Origin of the sequence: Stenotrophomonas sp. Marseille-Q4652 (genome assembly GCF_916618915.1) — a bacterium.
In the GTDB taxonomy this organism is placed as follows: Bacteria; Pseudomonadota; Gammaproteobacteria; order Xanthomonadales; family Xanthomonadaceae; genus Stenotrophomonas.
In genome coordinates this window covers 2,715,576-2,736,633 of sequence record NZ_CAKAKE010000001.1, presented here as the reverse complement: position 1 = coordinate 2,736,633, position 21,058 = coordinate 2,715,576, and the positions used below count along the sequence as shown (strand labels likewise).

Here is a 21,058-nt window from a genome sequence, read left to right as displayed (position 1 = left end):
GACTCGGTGATTGCCCGGCGCTCCGGCACAATGCGGGCGATGCCAGACCACGCCACCCCCGACTTCCGCCTGTACCCCTCCAACGCGCTGGATGTCCTCGCCGCCCTGCTGGCCGAGGAACTGCGCAAACCGGTCCCCGGACAACCCCTGCTCGAACCGGAAGTGGTGCTGATCCCGCAGGTGGCGATGCGGCGCTGGCTGCAGTCCACCCTGGCCGCCGAACACGGCGTGGCCGCGAACCTGGAATTCCTCACGCCCGGCGAGTTCGTCGCCCGCGCGCTGCTCGCCAACCTGGGTCCGGCGAAGGACGACCTGGACATGGCCACCACCCAGTGGCGGCTGTACGCGGCCCTGCGCGAGGAACTGGGCGACGACCCGGCGCTGGCATCGCTGGCCGGTTACCTGGCCGATGGCGATGCGCTCAAGCCGTGGGCGCTGGCTGGCGAGCTGGGCAACGTGTTCGAGAAGTACCAGGCCTGGCGCCGCGACTGGCTGCTGCGCTGGGAAGCCGGCGCCGACGAGAACGATCCACAGGCGCGGCTGTGGCGCCGCATTGGCGAGGGCCGACAATACCGCGCCCGTCGCATCGGCCAGTACCTGGACCGCTTCGCGCGTGCCGATGGCCCGCTGCCGCAGGGCCTGCCCAGGCGCCTGTTCGCCTTCGCCATCCTCAACATCTCCCCGGACGTGCTGCGCGTGCTCGCCACCCAGGCGCGGGTCGGCACGCTGCACTTCTACCTGCCCACGCCGACGCGCGGTTACTGGGGCGACCTGCAGACGCTGTGGCAGCGCCGCCAGCAGGGCGAGGCGGTGGGGCTGTTTGCCGACGAGGTGCAGGAAAACCCTTTGCTGCAGGCCTGGGGCGCGGCCGGCCGCGATTTCATGGCCCTGCTCGGCGACCACGAGGTGGTGCACCCGGCCGCGGAGATCAACGTCTACGCCGACCCGCTGGACGCCGGGCGCAAGCCGCTGGCCGAGTGCGGGCTGGGCGACAGCCTGCTGCGGCGCATGCAGGGCGACCTGTTCAACCGCCGCGCGCCCATAGCCGTGCTGGCCGTGCCGGACCTGCACGATCCCAGCCTGCAGCTGCACGCCTGCCACACCCGCCTGCGCGAGCTGCAGGTACTGCACGACCAGCTGCGCGCGCTGCTGGAAGACCCGCGCTTCGATCCGCCGCTGCAGCCGCGCGAGATTGCGGTGCTGTCGCCGGACATCGATCCCTACGTGCCCTACCTGGACGCGGTGTTCGGCAGCCATGGCGGCGAGGACGGCCTGCCGTACGCGCTGGCCGATACCAGCCCGCTGGCCAGCGAGCCGCTGGCCGAGGTTTTCCTGAAACTGCTGGAGCTGCCGGTCTCGCGCTTCGGCCTGCACGAGGTGCTGGACCTGCTGGCCAGCGCACCGATCGCCGAGGCCGCCGGCCTGGACGAGGCCGCACTGGAACGCCTGCGCAGCTGGCTGCATGCCGCCGGCGCGCGCTGGGGCCTGGATGCGCAGCATCGCGGCCAGCACCAGGCGCCACTGGATGACGCCTATACCTGGCGCTTTGCGATCGACCGCCTGCTGCTCGGCCATGCCAGCGGCAGCGACGAGGACATCGCCGGCGTCGCGCCGTGGCCGCAGCTGGAAGGCAGCGCGCTGGCCGCGCTCGACACACTGCTGCGCCTGCTGCGCGCCCTGCAGCGCAGCCAGGCCGCGCTGTCCGAGGCACTGCCGCCAGCCGCGTGGCGCGAGCGCCTGCTCGCCCTGCTCGAGGCACTGATTCCCACGGCGCCGTCCGCGCCACGCTCGCAACGCGCGCTGGACCGGCTGCGCAGCCTGATCGACCAGTTCGCCCGCGATGCCGAACGCGCCGAATTCCAGCAGCCGGTACCGGCCGAGGTGGTGCGCGCGCACTTTGCCGCGGTGCTGGGCGAGGCCGACACCCGCGCGCCGCTGCTCACCGGTGGCATCAGCTTCGGCCGCATGGTGCCGATGCGCCTGCTGCCGTTCCGGGTGATCTGCCTGCTGGGCATGAACGATGGCGACTTCCCGCGTCGCGATCCGGCCGCCGGCCTGAACCGGCTGACCGCCGAACTCGGCACCGAGCGCCGCCGCCACGGCGACCGCTCCACCCGCGAGGACGACCGTTTCCTGTTCCTGCAGCTGTTCGCCTCCGCCCAGGAAGTGCTCTACCTGAGCTGGCTCGGCGCCGATGCGCGCGATGGCAGCGTGCGCGAGCCCTCGGTACTGGTCAGCGAGCTGCTGGCCACCGCCGCGGCCTACCACGCCGATCCCAAGGCCGCCGGCAAGCTGGTGGTGCGCCATCCGCTGCAGCCCTTCGCCGCCGCCGCGTTCGGCGCGGTAGGCGAGGGCGGGCCGGATCCTCGCCGCTTCAGCTATCGCCGCCAGTGGCGGCCGGCGGTGGACAGCCTGGCCGGACAACGGCAGACGCTGGCTCCGTGGATCGCCGGTGAGCTGCCGGACGACGATGCACGGGTGCCGGAAGCGGTCTCGATCGACGACCTGCGCCGGCTGTTCACCGATCCGGCGGGGCAGTTCCTGCGCCATCGCCTGGGCATGCGCCTGCCCGAGCCTGCCGGCCAGGACAGCGACCTGGAGCCGCTGCTCAGCCCGGGCCACGGGCTGGACAAGCACGCCCTGCAGCAGCAGGTGTTCGAGGCCGCGCTGGCCGACGACACCGTGCGCCTGTACGAGCGGCTGCGCGCACGCGCGCTGCTGCCGTCCGGGCCGCTGGGCCGCGCCCAGCTCGAGGAGCTGTACGCGGCGGTGCAGCCGTACGCGCAGGCATTCCGGCGCTGGCGCGGTGACTCGACGCCGACCTCAGAGCGCCTGCAGGTCGAGATCGACGGCGTGCCGGTGCATGGCCGCCTGCACGAGTGGTATGCGGCCGGTGTCGGTCGCGTGCAGGTCGGCGCGATCGGCGGTCGTGCCGCGATCCGCCACGGCCTGGAGTGGCTGCTGCTGCGTGCCTCCGGCAGCGAGGTGCCCTACGTGCGTTTCTTCGACCACGAGGACGGCATTGGTCCGCATCCGATGGACGCGACGCGGCTGTCGCAGCAGCAGGCGTGCGCGGCACTGTCGTCGCTGCTGCAGCTGTATCGCCAGGGCCTGCAGGCCCCACTGGTGTTTGCGCCCTACAGCAGCTGGAAGTTCCACGCCGCCGCGAATGGTGGCGAACTGGACAAGGCGATCAAGGACGCCGCGGGGCAGTGGCAGGGCGGCTTTGGCTGGGGCGAGTCCAACGCACCGGAGCTGCAGCTGGTGCATCGCGGCGCCGATCCGTTCGCCAGCGAGGCGCGCTTCATCGAGTTCGCCACCACCAGCCATCGCCTCTACAGCCTGCTGGAAACCGGCAGCGAAGCCGAACTCGACCAGCAGATGCTGGCCGACAGCTGGCGCCATCTACGCGGCGAGCAGGAGGACGCCGAATGAACGACATGACCGACACGGCGCCGACCGATCCCTATCTCGTCCTGCCGCTGGAAGGCGTGCGCCTGATCGAGGCCAGCGCCGGCACCGGCAAGACCTTCACCCTGGCCACGCTGTTCACCCGGCTGGTGGTCGAGCGCGGCCTGCGCATCGGCCAGATCCTGGCGGTGACCTTTACCGAAGCGGCCACCCAGGAACTGCGCCGCCGCATCCGCGAGCGCCTGGCCCTGGCAGTAACCCTGCTGCCCGATGCCGACGGCAACGTCGCCGCCGCCTCCGAGGCGCCCGATGCACGCCTCACCGCCACCGTGCTGCGCGAGCACCTGCAGGCCAGTGGCGAATCCGTCGCCAGCCTGCGCCGCCGCCTGCAGCAGGCAGTGGAGGAAATCGACCTGTCGGCGATCTTCACCATCCACGGCTTCTGCGCGCGGGTGCTGCGCGAGCACGCGCTGGAAAGCGGCCAGGCCTTCGCCGCGCCCGAGCTGCTGGCCAACGACCGCGAGCTGCTGGCCGAAGTCGCCGCCGACCTGTGGCGCGTGCGCGCCGCCGATCCAGCCATCGCCCAGGACCTGGTCACGCTGTGGTCGGCCGGCCCCGAGGCGCTGGCCGACGACCTGCGAGAGCTGGTGCGCCACGAGGTGCTGCACCCGCCCCGGCCGGTCGACCGCGATGATGGCGAGGACCTGCTGCAGGCACTGCGCAAGGCTGCCTATGCGCTGGCCGACGCCGTCAACACGCACGGCAACCAGTTCCGCAGCGACCTGCTGGCGGCCATCGAGGCCGGGGTGATGAACCGCAACAGCTACAAGCCCGACTGGGTGGTGGCGTTGTGGGATTGGCTGCAGCAGTTCGCCGCCAATCCTTCGCGCCTGCCGGTGCCGCATCCCAAGCTGGTCAAGCTCACCAGCGCCGACCTGGCCGCCGGCACCAAGAAGGATTTTTCCGGGCGCACGCCGGCCTCGCCGATGAGCCACGAGGTCGATGGCTATCTCGCCGCCTTTGCCAACGTCGCGCAGTGGCGCAGCGAACTGCGCATGCAGCTGCTGCACGACCTGCGCGATGACGCCATCGCGCGGCTGGCCCTGCTCAAGCGCCAGCGCCGCGTGCAGACCTACGACGACCTGGTCGATGGCGTCGCCCGCGCGTTGCGCGGCCCGCAGGCCGGCGTGCTGGCGAAACGGCTGCGCCAGCAGTACGCCATTGCCCTGGTCGACGAGTTCCAGGACACCGACGACCGCCAGTGGGCGATCTTCTCCAGCGTGTTCGGCCAGGGCGAACTGGCGCGCGACAACGGACTGCAACCGGCGCTGTTCCTGATCGGTGATCCCAAGCAGGCGATCTACGGCTTCCGCGGCGGCGACGTGCGCACCTACCTGGCCGCGGCCGGTACCGCCGAGGGCGCGCCACCGCTGGCGCACAACTTCCGTTCGCGGCCGGGCGTGCTCGGCGCGATCGATGCGCTGTACGCCCAGGCCGGCTACGACAGCGCCTTCCTCACCGATGGCATCGCCTTCCATCCGGTGCAGCCGGGCACCCAGCGCAGCGATGACGACCTGCAGCGCGACGGCGCGCCCGCGCCGGCCCTGACGCTTTGGCAGGCGCCGCCTGCGCCGCCGTCGGACAAGGGCAAGCACAAGCCGTGGAGCGCCGGCCGTGCGCGCGAGATGTGCACCGCTGCCTGTGTCGCCGCGATCCGCGACTGGCTGGCCGCCGGCCGCGCCGGCACCGCCAGCGTATGCGGCCGTCCGCTGCAGGCCGGCGACATCGCCGTGCTGGTGCGCAGCCACGGCGAGGCCACGCGCATGCAGCAGGCGCTGGCGGCGGTCGGCATCCCGGCTGTGGCCGCAGGCAAGCAGAGCCTGTTCGCCACCGCCGAGGCGCAGGAACTGCTCGCATTGCTGCAGGCCCTGCTCGATCCGGGCGATGACAGCCGCCTGCGCGCCGCGCTGGCCACGGTGCTGATCGGCCAGGACGCCGCCGCCATCGCCGCGTTGGCCACTGAAGGCGAGCGCCACCGGCAGTGGCAGCAGCATGCGCTGGACTGGCGCGAGCGCTGGCAGCGCGGTGGCCCGCTTGCCCTGGTCGGCGAACTGGCCGCGGCCAACGGCCAGCGCCTGCTTGCCCTGGTCGATGGCGAACGCCGGCTCAGCAACTACCTGCAGCTGGCCGAGCTGCTGCAGGAAGCCGACGCCCGCGCGCTTGGCCCGCATGGCCTGGTCGACTGGCTGGCGCGGCGCATCGCCGCCGCCGACAGCAGCGACGAGGCGCAGCTGCTGCGGCTGGAATCGGACGCACGCCGCGTGCAGATCGTCACCCTGCACAAGTCCAAGGGCCTGGAATACCCGCTGGTGTTCCTGCCCTACGTCGGCATCGGCCGCAACGACAACGGTGCCGGCCGTCATTGCGTCGCCCACGACCCGGACAGCGGGCGCTGCCTGCAGTGGCGCGTGGACAAGGAAGACGCGGGCTGGCGCCAGGCCGAAGCGGCATGGAAACAGGAGCAGCGCGCCGAGGATGCGCGCCTGCTCTACGTCGGCCTGACCCGCGCCGAACACGCGCTGTGGATCGCCACCGGCGCCTTCCACCAGCACGAGCGCACCGCGCTGGCAGCGATGGTCGGCAAACCCGGCGAACTGCAGGCACGCGCGTCGGGCCAGATCGTCATCGACGACACGCCGCCGCCGGCGCATATCGCGCGCCTGCCGCTGGTCGACGAGGGCACGGTGCCGCCCGCACGGACACCGCAGCGCCGCGTGGTGCCGGAATGGTGGGTGTACAGCTTCACCCAGCTGGCCAATGCCGATGCCCGCGTGGCCCACGACACCCTGGCCAGCGCCACCGTCGAAAGTGGCGGCGGCAGCGATGAACCGGCCAGCAGCGAGGTCGCCACCGTCGTCGGCGAGACGCAGCCGTTCGATCCGCGTTTTGCCGGCAACCGTTTCGGCGTGGTGATGCACGACGTGTTCGAGCGCTGCGACTTCAACGCATGGCGCCACTGGCAACCCGGCCAGCCGGCGCCGGAAGGGCAGGGCGCCGCGATCCTCGAGGCGCTGCAGCGCGGGGGTTATGCCGAGGACGAACTGGCCGACGGCATCAGCATGCTCACCGCGCTGGTCGGCCACACCCTGACCGTGCGCCTGCCCGAGCAGACCTGCCTGGCCGCCGTGCCCGGCCATGACCGCCGCAACGAAATGGAATTCCACTTCGCCATGCGCCCGACCCGGGTCGAGGCGCTGCTGGACCTGCTGCATCGCCATGGCGTGGTCAGCGAACGCCAGGCCTTCGGTGCACGCCAGCGTCTGGAAGGCCTGATGACCGGCCTGATCGATCTCACCTACCTCCACGATGGCCGCTGGTACGTGCTCGACTACAAGTCCAACCGCCTGCCCAGCTACGACGCCGACGCGCTGGCGCGGGCGATGGCGCACAGCGAGTACGAACTGCAGGCGCTGATCTACACCGTCGCCCTGCACCGCTGGCTGCGCTTCCGCCTCGGCGAGGCCTACGACTACGCACGCGACTTCGGCGGCGTGCGCTACCTGTTCTGCCGTGGCCTGGATGCCACGCGCGATCCCTCGCCCGGCGTGCATGCGTGGCGCTTCGATCCGGCGCTGGTGGACGGCGTGGATGCACTGTTCGCTGGCCGCGCGCTGCCGGAGGTGGCCGCATGAATCTGTTCGACGCCCTGCAACGCTCCGGCGCCCTGCGTACGCTCGACGCCGCGCTTGCGCAGACCCTGCAACGGCTGGCGCCGGACACGGACGCGCAGACCCTGGCCGGCGCCGCGCTGGCCTCGCTGGCGGTGAGCAGCGGCCATGCCGCGCTCGATCCCGCGCGTGCCGGCGTGCTGCTGGAAAACCGCGACGGCCCGCTGCCGCCGCTGCCCGATGCCGGGGACTGGCAACGCGCGCTGGCCGCCTCGCAATGGGTCGATCAGCCCACGCCGGAACAGCCCTCGGCCGGCGACCGTCCGCTGGTGCTGGAGAATGGCCTGCTCTACCTGCGCCGCTACCGCGAATACGAACGCCGGCTGGCGCTGGGCCTGCGCCGCATTGCCGGCCAGCCGCTGCCCGAGCTCGACGTCACCGCGCTGGCGCCGCTGTTCGCCCGGCTGTTCCCCAACGCCGCCAGTGGTGAGGACCGCCAGGCCCAGGCCGCCGCGCTGGCACTGCGCCGCGCGCTGCTGCTGGTCACCGGCGGCCCCGGCACCGGCAAGACCACCACCATTGCCCGCCTGCTGCTGCTGCGCATCTCCCAGGCCCGGCTGGCGGACCGCCCAACGCCCCGCATCGCGCTGGCCGCGCCCACCGGCCGCGCCGCCGAACGCATGGCCGAAAGCCTGCGCGCGGCCGTGGCCCGGGCTGTCGCAGACGGCATCGATCCGGTGCTGGCCGAAGCCCTGCCGGCCGGTGCCAGCACCCTGCATCGCCTGCTCGGGGTCATCCCCGACCAGCCACGCTTCCGCCACGACGCCGATAACCCGCTCGCGCACGACCTGATCGTGGTCGACGAAGCCTCGATGGTCGACCTGCCGCTGATGTGCAAGCTGGTCGAGGCCGTCGCCGACGGCACCCAGCTGATCCTGCTGGGCGATGCCGACCAGCTGCCTTCGGTCGAGGCCGGCGACGTGCTTGCCGCGATCCTGCAGGCCGCCGGCGACGGCGCTGCCCTGCAGCCGGCCGACGCACAGGCACTGCAGCCGCTGCTGGGCCAGGCGCCGCGTGCCGATGCTGCCGCCGGTGGCCTGGTCGGTCATCGCGTGCACCTGCTGCGCGGCTACCGCCAGGCCGAAGGCTTCGCGCTCGCGCCGCTGGCCGATGCGGTACGCACCGGCGATGTCGAACACACGCTGGCGCTGCTGCGCGGCGGCGAACTGCCCGGCGTGCATTTCCACGAGGGCATCGACGATCCACTGCAGGCCCGCCGCGACGCGCTGCTCGCGCACTGGCGCGCTCTGGCCGCCGCCGACGACCCGGCCAACGCACTGCGCGATGCCGGCCGCCTGCGCCTGCTCACCGCGGTGCGTGCCGGCCCGCAGGGCGCGCGCGGGCTCAACGCGCGTATCGAACAACTGCTGGCCGACACCGGCGCCGGCGCACGCCGCCTCGGCACCGCATCACCGTGGTTCCACGGGCGCCTGCTGCTGATCACCGAGAACAGCTACCGCCACGGCCTGTTCAACGGCGATGTCGGTATCTGCCTTCGTGATGCGCAGGGCGCGCTGGTGGCGTGGTTCGAGGGCGACGGCGATGGCCAGGTGCGTGGCTTCCACCCGGCCGCACTGCCCGCGCACGAAAGCGCCTTCGCCATGACCGTGCACAAGGCCCAGGGCAGCGAGTTCGACGAGGTGTGGCTGCAGCTGCCCACCCGCGACGCCCGCGTGCTCAGCCGCGAACTGATCTACACCGGCCTCACCCGCGCCCGCCGCAGCCTGCATCTGGCTGCGAGTGCCCAGGTCCTGGAACTGGCGCTGGCCCGCCAAGCCGCGCGCTGGAGCGGCTTGGCTCGACGCCTGCAGTTCGGCGGGACATGAGCTCCTGTAAGCCCGGGGACGACACTTCGGTGCCGCCTGTTTCGGTGCGTTGCCATCGCGGCTTGCGCTAAGAATTGAGTACTTGAATCGAGGCGCCTATGCAGCGGGGGGGCAGTATTACGGGAGTGGGGGAATGCCAAGCATTGCCAGAAGAGCAAAGCCTGCATCAGCCCAGTAGTGCCATGGCTCAATCTAAAGGTGGCGCCTAAGATGATCCGGTTCGGGACATGGCTGTTGTATCGGTCAACGTCTCCCCAAAGAAATCAGGCTTGCTGGGTCGCCGGCGAGCGCCATTTGAACGGCTCCAAGCATCGCTGGGCCAGTCCGGAAAGGAATGAAAGGAATGTTTGAAAACGCCTTCAACAACATCGACCGCGCCATGCGCAACGACGAAGGGCTGGCCTCCGAGCTGGACTATGCCGAGCAGACTTCATGGCTGCTGTTCCTCAAGTACCTGGACGACATGGAGCAGGAGTGGGCCGACGAAGCCGTGCTCCGGGGCGATGACTACACTCCACTGCTCGATGAACCGTACCGCTGGGGAACCTGGGCCGCACCGAAAACCGCCGACGGCCAGTTTGACCCCAACGCCCGCACCGGCAAGGACCTGATCGAGTTCGTCAACGGCGAGCTGTTCCCCTACCTCACCTCGTTCCGCGACAGCAGTGACAACGCCGATTCGCTGGAATACAAGATCGGCCAGATCTTTACCGAAATCAGCAACCGCTTCCGCTCCGGTTACACCCTGCGCGATGTGCTGGAGATCGTCGACACCCTCAACTTCGGTAGCACCCAGGCCAAGCACGAGCTGTCGGACCTGTATGAAACCCGCATCAAGCGCATGGGCAACGCCGGCCGCAACGGTGGCGAGTACTACACCCCGCGCCCGTTGATCCGCGCCATGATCCAGGTGGTCCAGCCGGTCATCGGCGAAACCATTTACGACGGTGCCTGTGGCTCGGCCGGCTTCCTCTGCGAAGCCTTCGACTACCTGCGCCGTGATGATCTTTCCGCCACCCAGTGGGACACACTGCAGACCCGCACCTTCTACGGCCAGGAGAAGAAGTCGCTGGCCTATGTGCTGGGCGTGATGAACCTGATCCTGCACGGCGTGGATGCGCCCAACATCCGCCACACCAATACGCTGGCCGAAAACCTGATGGACATCCAGCAGGCCGACCGCCACGACATCGTGCTGGCCAACCCGCCGTTCGGTGGCGGCGAGCGCAAGGAAGTGCAGCAGAACTTCCCAATCAAATCCGGCGAAACTGCCTACCTGTTCCTGCAGCACTTCATCCGCAAGCTCAAGGCCGGCGGCCGCGGCGCGGTGGTCATCAAGAACACCTTCCTGTCCAACACCGACAATGCCAGCGTCGAACTGCGCAAGGAGCTGCTCACCAGCTGCAACCTGCACACCGTGCTTGATTGCCCGTCCGGCACCTTCCAGGGCGCCGGGGTGAAAACCGTGGTGCTGTTCTTCGACAAAGGCGCGCCCACCCGCAAGGTCTGGTACTACCAGCTCGACCCCGGCCGCAACCTCGGCAAGACCAACCCACTCAATGATGCCGACCTGGCCGAGTTCATCGCCCTGCAGGCGGACAAGCCCGATACCGGCAACAGCTGGACGCTGGGCGTGGAGAACATCGACCCGGCCACCTGGGATCTGTCGGTCAAGAACCCGAATGCGCCAGAAGCCGAAGCCCTGCGCAGCCCCGAGCAGATCATTGCCGACATGCTGGCGCGGGATGTGGAAACGGCGGAAATTTTGGAAGAGATTCGGGGGATGTTGTGAAGAACGAAGCGTTCGCCTCCCAATTCCCCCTGGGCGCATGGAAAGCGCAGCCGCTTGCGAAGATTGCAGAGGTTTTTACTGACGGAGATTGGATCGAATCGAAGGATCAGGCTGACTCAGGCGTCCGCCTGATCCAAACCGGAAACGTGGGCATCGGTCAATTCAAGGATCGATCCGAAAAGGCACGTTTCATTGACGAAGCAACTTTTTCGCGACTTAAGTGCTTTGAAGTCATTCCTGGTGACCTTCTTATATCCCGCCTTCCTGATCCAGTCGGGCGAGCCTGCATCGTCCCCGATACGGCGCAGAAAATGATCACCGCCGTCGATTGTTCAATCGTGCGCGTTCAACAGGCCTCAATCGATCCAAAGTTCTTTGTCTATTACTCACAGACTCAAGAATATCTGCGCGCCGTTGATGATCTTTGCTCAGGAACGACAAGGCGACGGATCAGCAGAAAAAATCTAGGCAACGTCCCGGTGCCACTCCCCCCACTGGACGAGCAAAAACGCATCGTCGCGATCCTCGATCAGGCCTTCGCCGCCCTCGATCGCGCCCGCGCCCTTGCCGAGGCCAATCTGGCGGATGCGCGAGCTTTGTTCAAAATTAAGCTCGACTCGACTTTCAAGAGCTTTGCCAGCAAAGAGTGCCGCATTGACGAATTATTCGAGGTGGGTTCGAGCAAGCGGGTTCTGAAGTCTGAGTGGAAAGATTCCGGAGTTCCTTTCTATCGTGGACGCGAGGTCACGCGATTGGCACAGGAAGGTCGTGTAGACAATGAGCTGTTTATTTCGGAATCGCACTATGACGAACTGGCTGCCAAAACAGGTGTTCCCAGTCCGGGCGATATCCTCATTACGGCCATTGGTACTATCGGGAATGCCTATATCGTCCAAGAAGGTGATCGTTTCTACTTCAAGGATGCCAGTGTCCTGTGGATGCGGCGAACTTCAGAAGTTTTGAGCGCCTATGTGAAGTTGTGGATAAGGTCGTCATCATTCTACGACCAGCTTGAGCGAGGAAATGGAGCGACAGTGGATACCCTCACGATCGGAAAGCTCCAAGGATTACTGATACCCAACTTTCCCGAGAAAGATCAGGAGCGAATTGTCGAAGATTTGATTGCTTTGGAGAGGAAAGTTGGTTGCCTGGAGTCACTCTACAAGAGCAAACTCACCGACCTCGCCAACCTCCGCCAATCCCTGCTGCAGAAAGCCTTCTCCGGCCAATTGACCTGACTATCACCGCGCAATGAATGACACCAACCGCTATGGACGGCCGTGGAAGGCATTTGAGGAGCAGTTGGAGCTGCTGAAGGCACGTGGCATGAGCGTGCCCGATGAGGTTTGGGCAGAGGCCTGGTTGCAGCGCGTGGGCTATTACCGGCTCAGTGCCTACTGGTACCCGTTCCGGGTGTTCCGCCTTGAACAGGATGCGGCCACCGGCGCATTGCATTCGGTGCGTACCGATGATTTCGTGGCGGGCACCACGTTTTCCGATGCGGTCGATCTGTATCTGTTCGACCGCAAGTTGCGCGTGCTGCTGGCCGATGCCTTGGAACGCATCGAAGTCTCGCTGCGGGTGGAAGTGGCCTACCGGCTGGGCAGGATCGACACGTTTGCCCACCTGCACGAGGACAGCTTCCACCCGACGTTCCGCGAGCGGCGTGATGCCCGTTCCGGCACGAGCGTGTTTGCGGCTTGGCAGCAGAAGCATCAGGGGCTGGTGCAGCGCTCGAAAGAGGATTTCGTCAAGCATTACCGGGAAAAGCATGGTCCGGACATGCCGATCTGGGTAGCCATCGAAGTCTGGGATTTCGGCGCGGTGTCTCAGCTGCTGTCGATGATGAAAGTGCCCGACCAGCAGGCCATTGCTGCCCGTTACGGCGTTGCTGACTGGAAGGCGTTTACCAGCTGGGTGCGTGCGCTCAGCTACCTGCGCAACCTGGTGGCGCACCTCAGCCGGGTGTGGAACCGCAACATGGTGTCCGAGCCGAAGATGCCGGCTTCAGGGGCACCAGTATGGTGTGCCGCGTTTGCAGGCAAACCGGACTTGTTGGCCAAGCCATTCGTCTATCTGGCCATCGTGCGGCACATGGTGGATGTGATTTGCCCCGGTAGTCAGTGGCGCAACCGCCTGGCCGACCACTTGCAGGCCTTTCCGGTCCAGGCCTCCCAGCGCAAGCAATCCATCGCGGCCATGGGCGTCCCGGATGGTTGGGAAACATGGTGGCTGCCGGAACGCGGACAATAAGAACCCCCGCGTAAGTTCCGAGGAACCAAGAGGCAGGGGCCATGTTGGCCGCGATTCTACAGGTGGAATCGCGCTTGATGCAACTCTATTGCGCCAGGCGCAATGCGGGGAAGCGCGGTGAACCGGCATCAGGCGGTCAGAAAAGCGAAAGGCCCCGGTGAACGCACCGAAGCCCTGACGCCGGCCGGGATCTCCCAACCCACTTGTGGGCAAGTCTGCCTTGGTGATGCCAGACAGACAATAAGAACCCCCGCGTAAGTTCCGAGGAACCAAGAGGCGGGGGTCATGTTGGCCGTGATTCTAGAGCTCCCTTGCCGGTTGCATTGCATAAGCCCCGGCAACCGGCGACCATCGGTTCATCTGCGACTGCGTTCACACATATGACGGAAACGGAAGCCGACACCCGCGCCAATCGTATTGACCCGGTGCTGCGTGAAGCGGGCTGGGGCGTGGTGCCCGGTTCGCATATCGCGCGGGAACTGACCATCGCCCCCGGCAGAATTCTGGGCGCCGGCCAGCGCATGGCTGCGCTGTCGGCCGACTATGTGCTGTCCTACCGTGGCCGCCAGCTGGCGGTGCTGGAAGCCAAGCGCGCCGGCCTGGGCCACACTGCCGGGGTGGGCCAGGCCAAGCAATATGCCGGCCTGCTGAAGGCGCGTTTCGGCTATTCCAGCAATGGCATCGGCTGGTACGCCATCGACATGCATACCGGCGCTGAAGGCGACATGGCGCTGCCGTTCCCGACACCGGAAGAACTGTGGTTGCGCTGTTTTCCCGAAGGCAACGACTGGCGTGAGCGGTTTGGCGCGGTGCCGTTCGAAACCGGCGGCGGCAAGTGGCAGCCACGCTATTACCAGCACAACGCCATCACTGCGGTGCTGGAGGCCATTGCCCAGCAGCGTGACCGTATCCTGCTGACCCTGGCTACCGGCACCGGCAAGACGTCCATTGCCTTCCAGATTGCGTGGAAGCTGTTCGAATCGCGCTGGAACCTGAGCCGCGACCCGGTGCGCCGCCCGCGCATCCTGTTCCTGGCCGACCGCAACATCCTGGCCGACCAGGCCTACAACGCTTTCAGTGCTTTCCCGCCGGATGCGCTGTGCCGCATCAGCCCCGAGCAGATCCGCAAGCAGGGCAAGCTGCCGCGCAACGCCAGTGTGTTCTTCACCATCTTCCAGACCTTCATGACCGATGGCGGGGGAACGCAGGAGCCGCAGTTCACCTTTGAAGGCTACGAGCCAGACTTCTTCGATTTCATCATCATCGACGAATGCCACCGTGGCGGTGCCCGGGACGAAAGCACCTGGCGTGGCATTTTGGAGTACTTCAAGCCTGCGGTGCAGCTGGGCCTGACCGCCACTCCCAAGCGCGATACCAATGCCGACACCTACGCCTATTTCGGCGAGCCGGTGTACACCTATGCGCTGAAGGAAGGCATCGGCGATGGCTTCCTCACTCCGTTCAAGGTGCGGCAGATGGTCTCGACGCTGGACACTTACCGTTTCAGCGACGGCGACGTGGTGCTGGCGGGCGAGATCGACCCGGACAAGGAATACAGCGAGGCTGACTTCAATACCCGGCTGCAGATCGACGAGCGGGAGATCAGCCGCGTGCAGGAGTTCATGGACCAGATCGACCAGCGGCAGAAGACGCTGGTGTTCTGCGCTACCCAGGACCATGCCGCACGTGTGCGCAACTTCATCAACCAGATCAAGGACAACCCGGACCCGCACTACTGCGAGCGGGTGACCGCCGATGATGGCGAACTGGGTGAGCGCCACCTGCGCGAGTTCCAGGACAACGAAAAGACCCTGCCGACGATCCTGACGACCTCGCAGAAGCTGTCCACTGGCGTGGACGCACGCAACGTGCGCAACATCGTGCTGCTGCGGCCGGTCAAGTCGATGATCGAGTTCAAGCAGATCATCGGCCGTGGCACGCGCACCTTTGATGGCAAGGATTTCTTCACCATCTACGATTTCGTGGGGGCCTACGAGCACTTCAACGACCCGGAGTGGGACGGTGAGCCGTTGCCGCCCGAACCGGTAGGGAAGCCGGGGCCGGTAGGGCCCGGTGGTGGCCGGGAGCCTTATCCGGTTGGGCCAAGTAGCCCGCCGGGAGGTGTGAAGGAGCCTGAGGCCAAAATCGTGGTGAAGCTGGCCGATGGTCGTGATCGCACAATCCGTTATCTGGCCGCGACTACGTATTGGTCAAACGATGGGCGGATGATCACCGCACAGGAGTTCATGCAGCAACTGTTTGGCGACCTGAATGCCTTGGTCCCTGATGAGGACCAGCTACGCACCACATGGAGTGATCCGGACAGACGAGAGGTTTTTCTGCAACGTCTCGTGGACATGGGCTACGGCCGAGAGCGACTGGATGACATGCGGCGGCTAATTGATGCGGGAAACAGCGACATCTTTGACGTACTGGGGTATGTACGGTTTGCTCTGGCGCCTTTGGCGCGAACCGAACGGGTGGAAGCGGCTCGTGAAAGTGGTCTGGCCGGATACGAGCCACAGATGCGCGAGTTCCTAAATTACGTGCTGAGTGCGTATGAACGGCACGGGGTGGACGAACTGGCTCCGGCCAAACTCGGCGATATGTTGCGCATCCGCTATGGCGGCGCCAACGATGCCAAGCGCCTGCTGGGCTCCGTTAGTGACATCCGAAATGCATTTATTGCCATTCAAGGGCATCTGTATCGCTGAAGGATTCGAGCTGGTGCCAGCCGCCTGCAGCAGCGGGGCTGTCCAGATCAGTGTGGTATCGAGCAGTTGCTGCCGATAGCGCGAATCCAGCTGCCGCTGATACCAGCACGTGGCGCAACGCATTTGCTTGGCGGGTTGTCTGTAGCGGCATGCGAGCCTAGTGGTCCTGATGCCGGACGCGATGCTCTCCATCGAGAGCATACGGGGTCAAGCCATGCTGCCGACCGGCCGTGGTGGGCATCGGCAGCCCCACTGGCCGATGAAGCGATGGCTTCATGACACCTCGCCCACGGTGCTGCTTGCGCGGCTGATCGAGCCAGATGGGTTGGCGCATCGCCGTATGCGTGGAAGCAACGGACAGTTGCTGTCAGCTGCGCAAGGTGACACTTGCCATCTTGTGGGATTCCCGCATGGCCGCCATTGCCCTTGCGCCGCTGACGCCTTACCTGTCGATGGCGGCCATCGCCTTCCTCTATTACCGGCGTATCCGCCGCACGTTCGGCCGGCAGCCGTGGAAGCCGGTGCGCTCGGGGATCCGGCAGGGCGTGATGGCGCTGCTGGGCGCGGCGCTGGTATCGGCTGCCGTCTTCCTGCCGGGGGTGCTGCCGGGCATCGTGACCGGCGCGGTGGTCGGCATCGGCCTGGGCGTGCTGGCGTTGCGTCATACCCATACCGAATGGAGCGACGGGCAGGGCTGGTCGACCACCAATCCGTGGATCGGCGCGGCGCTGACGGTGGTGTTGCTGGGCCGGCTGGCGTGGCGGATGGGCAGTGGCGCCCTCGCAACCGGCGACGGTGCTTCCGGCTTCCAGGCCAGCCCGCTGACCTTCGGCATCGCCGCGGCGCTGGTGGTGTATTCGCTGTTGCACACCGGCGGGATCTGGTGGCGGCTGCGCCGCCTGCGACTGCAGGCGCAGCCAACGGCAGTCGAAGCTGGGTGAGGCGACAGGGCCGGACGGCTCGTATGGCCCTGCCTCGCGTAATTAGCCCACTGTTCGCTGCAGCGCGGCGCGCATGTCGGCCACCGGAGGGCGGCCGAACAGGCGTCCGTATTCGCGGGTGAACTGCGGCACGCTCTCGTAGCCCACCGCGTAGGCGGCCGTGCTGGCGTTGCTGCCCTGCGACTGCATCAGCCGTCGCGCCTCGATCAGCCGCAGCTGTTTCTGGAACTGCAGCGGCGACAACGAAGTGACCGCCTTGAAGTGCTGGTGGAAGGCCGAGGGGCTCATGCCGGCCTCGGCGGCCAGCGTTTCCACCGCGATCGGCTGCGCGTACTGGCGGCGCAGCAGCTTCACCGCCCGCGCCACGCGCTGCACGTGGCCATCGGGCCAGCCGAGCTTGCGGATCGCATCGCCATGGCGGCCGGCCAGCAGCCAGTAGTGCATCTCGCGCACCCCCTGCGCCTGCAGTACCGGTAGCGAGGCGGGACGTTCGAGCAGCTTCATCAACCGCAGCGCGGCGTCCAGGGTTTCCTCCTCGGTCGGGTCCACCCGCACCGGAGCGGGGTCGCCGGCCGACTGCGCCGGCATCTGCGCGACCAGGTCGGTGATCACCGCCGGATCCAGCTCCAGCACCAGCGAGTAATAGGGCTGGGCGATGCTTGCATGGGTGATCTGGCTGACCGTGGGCACGTCGGCGCTGACCAGCAGCGAATCGCCGGCGGCAAAGTCGAACGCGCGCGAACCCACCGACACGTGCTTTGCACCCTGCAGCACCAGGCAGGCCAGTGGGCGCTGCACGTCGTGCATCAGCTCACTGGGCGCGGTGGCACGTACGATCAGCAGGCCGGGAATGGCCGTGGACACGACGCCGTCGCCGTTGGAATGGGCATCGGCGTGGCGACGGACAGCATCGAGCAAGGTGTTCATGCGGCCAGCCTAGCGCTTGCACGGGGCCGGTGGTGGCGGTCTGGAGGATCAGGCAAGAGCTTGCGAGGTTCCGGCAACCCGGGCTGCGCTCGCGGGAGGACGCTGTGTCCACCTTCCCACCACCCCAAGGAGCCCGACATGGCCACCACCATCACCCTCATCACCGGCGGCAGCCGCGGCCTGGGCCGCAACACCGCGCTGCACGTGGCCCGCCGGGGCGGCGACGTGCTGCTGACCTACCGCAGCAACGCCGCCGAGGCGCAGGCCGTGGTCGCCCAGATCCAGGCGCTGGGCCGCAAGGCAGTGGCGCTGCAGCTCGATACCGGCGAGCTCGCCGGCTTCCCGGCCTTCGTCGGACAGGTGCGCGCCGCGCTGGCCGACACCTGGCAGCGCGAGCGCTTCGACTACCTGGTCAACAACGCCGGCCATGGCGACGTGGCGCCGTTCGCCGACACCACCGAGGCGCAGTTCGACCGCCTGCTCACCGTGCACCTGAAGGGCGTGTTCTTCCTGACCCAGGCGCTGCTGCCGCTGCTGGCCGACGGTGGCCGCATCCTCAACTTCTCCACCGGGCTGACCCGCTTCGCCTATCCCGGTTACGCTGCCTACGCCGCCGCCAAGGCCGCGGTGGAAGTGCTGACGGTGTACCTGGCCAAGGAACTGGGCAGCCGCGGCATCACCGCCAACACGGTGGCGCCGGGCGCGATCGCAACCGACTTCGGCGGCGGCGCGGTGCGCGACAACCCGCAGATCAACCAGCAGCTGGCCAGCATCACCGCGCTGGGGCGGGTCGGCGTGCCGGACGACATCGGCTCAATGGTCGCCAGCCTGCTGGGCCCGGCCAACCGCTGGGTTAACGCGCAGCGGATCGAGGTGTCCGGCGGCCAGGCGATCTGACGCAGCACCACCCCGACGGCGGCGGCCTGGCGTCGTCGTCGTTTGCCTGCACGCGGGCGCGGCAGCGCTGCAGGTGTGGTCGGGCCCCGGTGCTATCGTCCGCGGCGATGGCCAAGACCGCCGACATCCTGCGTTTCCAGACGCCACTGCATCGGCCGGCCGAGCCAGCCGATGCGGACTGGCTGTTCCTGCGCGTGCCCGCAGATGCCAGCGCGCAGTTGGGCACGCGCAGCATGGTCAGCGTGGAGGGCAGCTTCGCCAGGCAGCCGCTGCTCGCCACGCTGCAACCGGATGGCGAAGGCGGGCACTGGTTGAAGGTGGAAAAAGCGCTATGCGAGGCAGCGGGCGTCGCCGCGGGCGACCGGGTGCAGCTGCAGGTCTCACGCGCCGCGGTCGAGCCGGAACCGGAAGTGCCCGACGACCTGGCCACGGCACTGGCCGGGCATCCCGCAGCGCTGGCGACCTGGCGCGACATCACCGCGGTGGCAAGGCGCGACTGGATCGCCTGGGTCACCTCCGGCAGGAAGGCCGAGACCCGTGCAAAACGCATCGGCGTGGCCTGCGACAAGCTGGGCAAGGGCCAGCGGCGGGCGTGCTGCTTCGACCGTTCGGGCATGTTCGACAAGTCACTGCACGCGCCGACTCCCGCGCGCTGAACTAGCAACACACGCAAAAACCGCCCACCTTGCGGTGGGCGGCGGCACACAACCAGTCACACAGGGTCTTACACAGGGAGTTCTACAGCACTTCAGCGGTGCGCTTGAGCGCGCACCTCGCCGGTGTTGCCGGCGCGGAACAACGGAACCAGCTGCCACAGGGCCGATACACCGACCAGGGTGTAGACCAGGCGGGCCAGCGCCGCATCCTGGCCACCGAAGATCGCGGCGACCAGATCGAATTGGGCCAGTCCCACCAGGCCCCAGTTGATGCCACCGATGATCACGAGGACCAGGGTGATGATGTTGAGTGCTTTCATGGCTATCTCCTTGGAAGGTGGGCTCAGCCGCCCGGCATCAGGACCTTGTCGATGACGTGGATGACGCCGTTGCTGGCGGTGACGTCGGCGGTGACGACATTGGCGTCATCGACCTTGACGCCAGAGCCAGCGACGGTGATGTCGATCTGGCCGCCCTGCACGGTGGTGGCCTTGTCCAGCGTGGTCACGCGCGCGGCCGGGTAGCTGCCCGGGACCACGTGGTAGGTCAGGATCGAGGCCAGCTTGGCCTTGTTCTCCGGCTTGAGCAGGTTCTCGACGGTGCCGGCCGGCAGCGCGGCGAAGGCGGCGTCGGTCGGGGCGAAGACGGTGAACGGGCCGGCACCCTTCAGGGTGTCGACCAGGCCGGCAGCCTTCAGCGCGGCAGCCAGGGTGTTGAACTGGCCGGCCGCCACGGCGGTGTCGACGATGTCGGCCTGGGCACGCGCGGCCGGGGCGGTGGTGGTGGCTGGGGCGGCCCAGGCCATCGGCGCGGCCAGGCCCAGGGCCAGCGCAGCGACGAGAGTGCGGGTAGAGCGGGTGAGGCGGGACATGGCGGAACTCCGGGGGGGGGTACGGGGCCAGTCTTCCGTCCGCAGCGTTACACACGCGTCGACCCAGAGCTTGTACGAAGGTTGTACATTCCCGCGCATGTATCCGGTCAAAGCCGCCTCCGAACTCAGCGGGCTCAGCCCTGAAACCCTGCGCGCCTGGGAGCGCCGCCATGGCGCGGTGGTGCCGCACCGTGATGCCTCCGGACGCCGCCTCTACGACGCGGCGATGATCGAGCGGCTCAGCCGCCTGCACCGCCTGACCGACCGCGGCCATCCGATCCGTGACCTGGCCGGTCTGGACGATGCCGCGCTGGACGCGCTGCTGGAGGAAAGCCGCAGCACCGGTTACGGCGGGCTGGAAGTGCTGCCCGGACGGATGCTCGATGCGGTGGCCGAGTACCGGGTGGACCTGTTCGATCGCGAGTTGTCACTGGCCATCGCCACGCTCCCGATCCAGGTGCTGCTGGAGCGGGTACTGATGCCGCTGCTGCGCGAGGTCGGCCTGCGCTGGGCCGACGGCCGCCTGGCGATCGCCCAGGAGCGGCTGGTCAGCAGCCTGCTGCGCGCGCGCCTGCTGTCGGTACTCAACCAGCACCCGCGAGAGCGGCGGCCGCGCATCCTGTTCGCCACCTTGCCCGGCGAGCCGCACGAGCTGGGCCTGCTGGGCGCGGCGCTGCATGCACACGAGGCCGGGGCGCCGGTGCTGTACCTGGGCAGCGAACTGCCGGCGGCCGAACTGGTGCGCGTGGCCGAGCGGCTGCAGCCGGCGGCCATTGCGGTCAGCTCGATCGACCCCGGGCAGGCGCCACTGGCGCTGTCCGAACTGCAGGGGCTGGACGCGACGCTGGATCCGGCGATCCCGGTGTGGGTGGGCGGAGCCAATGCGCGCTACCTGGACGAGGCGCTGGGCAGCACGCGGGTGCATGCGGTGACCGATCCGCAGGCGCTGGGACGGCTGCTGCAGCGGCTGGGCGTCACCGGCCGCGGCGAGCCGCTGGCGGCATAGAAACAAAAAAGGGCCGGCATGATGCCGGCCCTTTCG

The 21,058-nt window shown here is 67.7% G+C and carries 13 protein-coding genes and 1 pseudogene; 11 read left to right on the top strand and 3 right to left on the bottom strand.

From position 1 onward, the window contains the following. Positions 1-39 precede the first annotated feature (39 nt). The 8 genes and pseudogenes from recC to LG380_RS12880 all read left to right on the top strand — a co-directional run bounded on the left by recC (position 40) and on the right by LG380_RS12880 (position 16,665). Positions 40-3,435, top strand: coding sequence for an exodeoxyribonuclease V subunit gamma (recC, locus tag LG380_RS12915; protein WP_225765633.1), 3,396 nt, complete (start codon positions 40-42; stop codon positions 3,433-3,435). Positions 3,436-3,440: 5 nt separating this feature from the next. After that, on the top strand, positions 3,441-7,103 hold the full coding sequence (gene recB, locus LG380_RS12910; protein ID WP_225766617.1) for an exodeoxyribonuclease V subunit beta: 3,663 nt from the start codon (positions 3,441-3,443) through the stop codon (positions 7,101-7,103). After that, positions 7,100-8,947, top strand: a pseudogene (recD, locus tag LG380_RS12905) (exodeoxyribonuclease V subunit alpha); the annotation flags it as partial. The gene recB and the pseudogene recD, both read left to right, overlap by 4 nt. A 361-nt stretch (positions 8,948-9,308) precedes the next feature. After that, entirely contained in the window at positions 9,309-10,757 is a 1,449-nt protein-coding gene (locus LG380_RS12900; protein WP_225765631.1) for an N-6 DNA methylase, read from the top strand. Further along, on the top strand, positions 10,754-11,995 hold the full coding sequence (locus tag LG380_RS12895; RefSeq protein ID WP_225765630.1) for a restriction endonuclease subunit S: 1,242 nt from the start codon (positions 10,754-10,756) through the stop codon (positions 11,993-11,995). Before LG380_RS12900 ends, LG380_RS12895 begins: the two co-directional genes overlap by 4 nt. Before the next feature lie 13 nt (positions 11,996-12,008). Then, positions 12,009-13,010, top strand: coding sequence for an Abi family protein (locus tag LG380_RS12890; protein ID WP_225765628.1), 1,002 nt, complete (start codon positions 12,009-12,011; stop codon positions 13,008-13,010). A 311-nt stretch (positions 13,011-13,321) separates the two neighbouring features. Then, positions 13,322-15,724 (top strand): type I restriction endonuclease subunit R, encoded by a 2,403-nt coding sequence (locus tag LG380_RS12885; RefSeq protein ID WP_225765626.1) that lies wholly within the window; start codon positions 13,322-13,324, stop codon positions 15,722-15,724. 410 nt (positions 15,725-16,134) lie between these two features. Further along, the gene (locus tag LG380_RS12880; protein ID WP_225765624.1) at positions 16,135-16,665 is read left to right on the top strand and encodes a hypothetical protein; all 531 of its coding nucleotides are present in this window, start codon (positions 16,135-16,137) and stop codon (positions 16,663-16,665) included. 42 nt (positions 16,666-16,707) lie between these two features. On the opposite strand, the gene LG380_RS12875 is transcribed toward LG380_RS12880, so the two are convergent. Further along, positions 16,708-17,592: an AraC family transcriptional regulator gene (locus LG380_RS12875; protein WP_225765622.1), complete on the bottom strand. Its 885-nt coding sequence runs from the start codon at positions 17,590-17,592 to the stop codon at positions 16,708-16,710. A gap of 138 nt (positions 17,593-17,730) precedes the next feature. On the opposite strand from LG380_RS12875, the gene LG380_RS12870 reads away from it, so the two are divergent. Continuing rightward, the gene (locus LG380_RS12870; protein ID WP_225765620.1) at positions 17,731-18,489 is read left to right on the top strand and encodes an SDR family oxidoreductase; all 759 of its coding nucleotides are present in this window, start codon (positions 17,731-17,733) and stop codon (positions 18,487-18,489) included. Between the two features lie 107 nt (positions 18,490-18,596). After that, positions 18,597-19,145 (top strand): YdeI/OmpD-associated family protein, encoded by a 549-nt coding sequence (locus tag LG380_RS12865; RefSeq protein WP_225765618.1) that lies wholly within the window; start codon positions 18,597-18,599, stop codon positions 19,143-19,145. A 92-nt stretch (positions 19,146-19,237) separates the two neighbouring features. Here the strand turns inward: LG380_RS12865 and LG380_RS12860 are convergent, their stop codons facing one another. Both LG380_RS12860 and LG380_RS12855 read right to left on the bottom strand, forming a co-directional pair. Beyond that, positions 19,238-19,465, bottom strand: coding sequence for a DUF378 domain-containing protein (locus LG380_RS12860; protein ID WP_225765616.1), 228 nt, complete (start codon positions 19,463-19,465; stop codon positions 19,238-19,240). Between the two features lie 23 nt (positions 19,466-19,488). Then, on the bottom strand, positions 19,489-20,016 hold the full coding sequence (locus tag LG380_RS12855) for a fasciclin domain-containing protein (protein ID WP_225765614.1): 528 nt from the start codon (positions 20,014-20,016) through the stop codon (positions 19,489-19,491). A 97-nt stretch (positions 20,017-20,113) separates the two neighbouring features. Here LG380_RS12855 and LG380_RS12850 point away from each other — a divergent pair, with 97 nt between their 5' ends. Beyond that, complete coding sequence (locus LG380_RS12850; RefSeq protein WP_225765612.1) at positions 20,114-21,022, top strand: cobalamin B12-binding domain-containing protein; 909 nt, start codon at positions 20,114-20,116, stop codon at positions 21,020-21,022. Positions 21,023-21,058 lie beyond the last annotated feature (36 nt).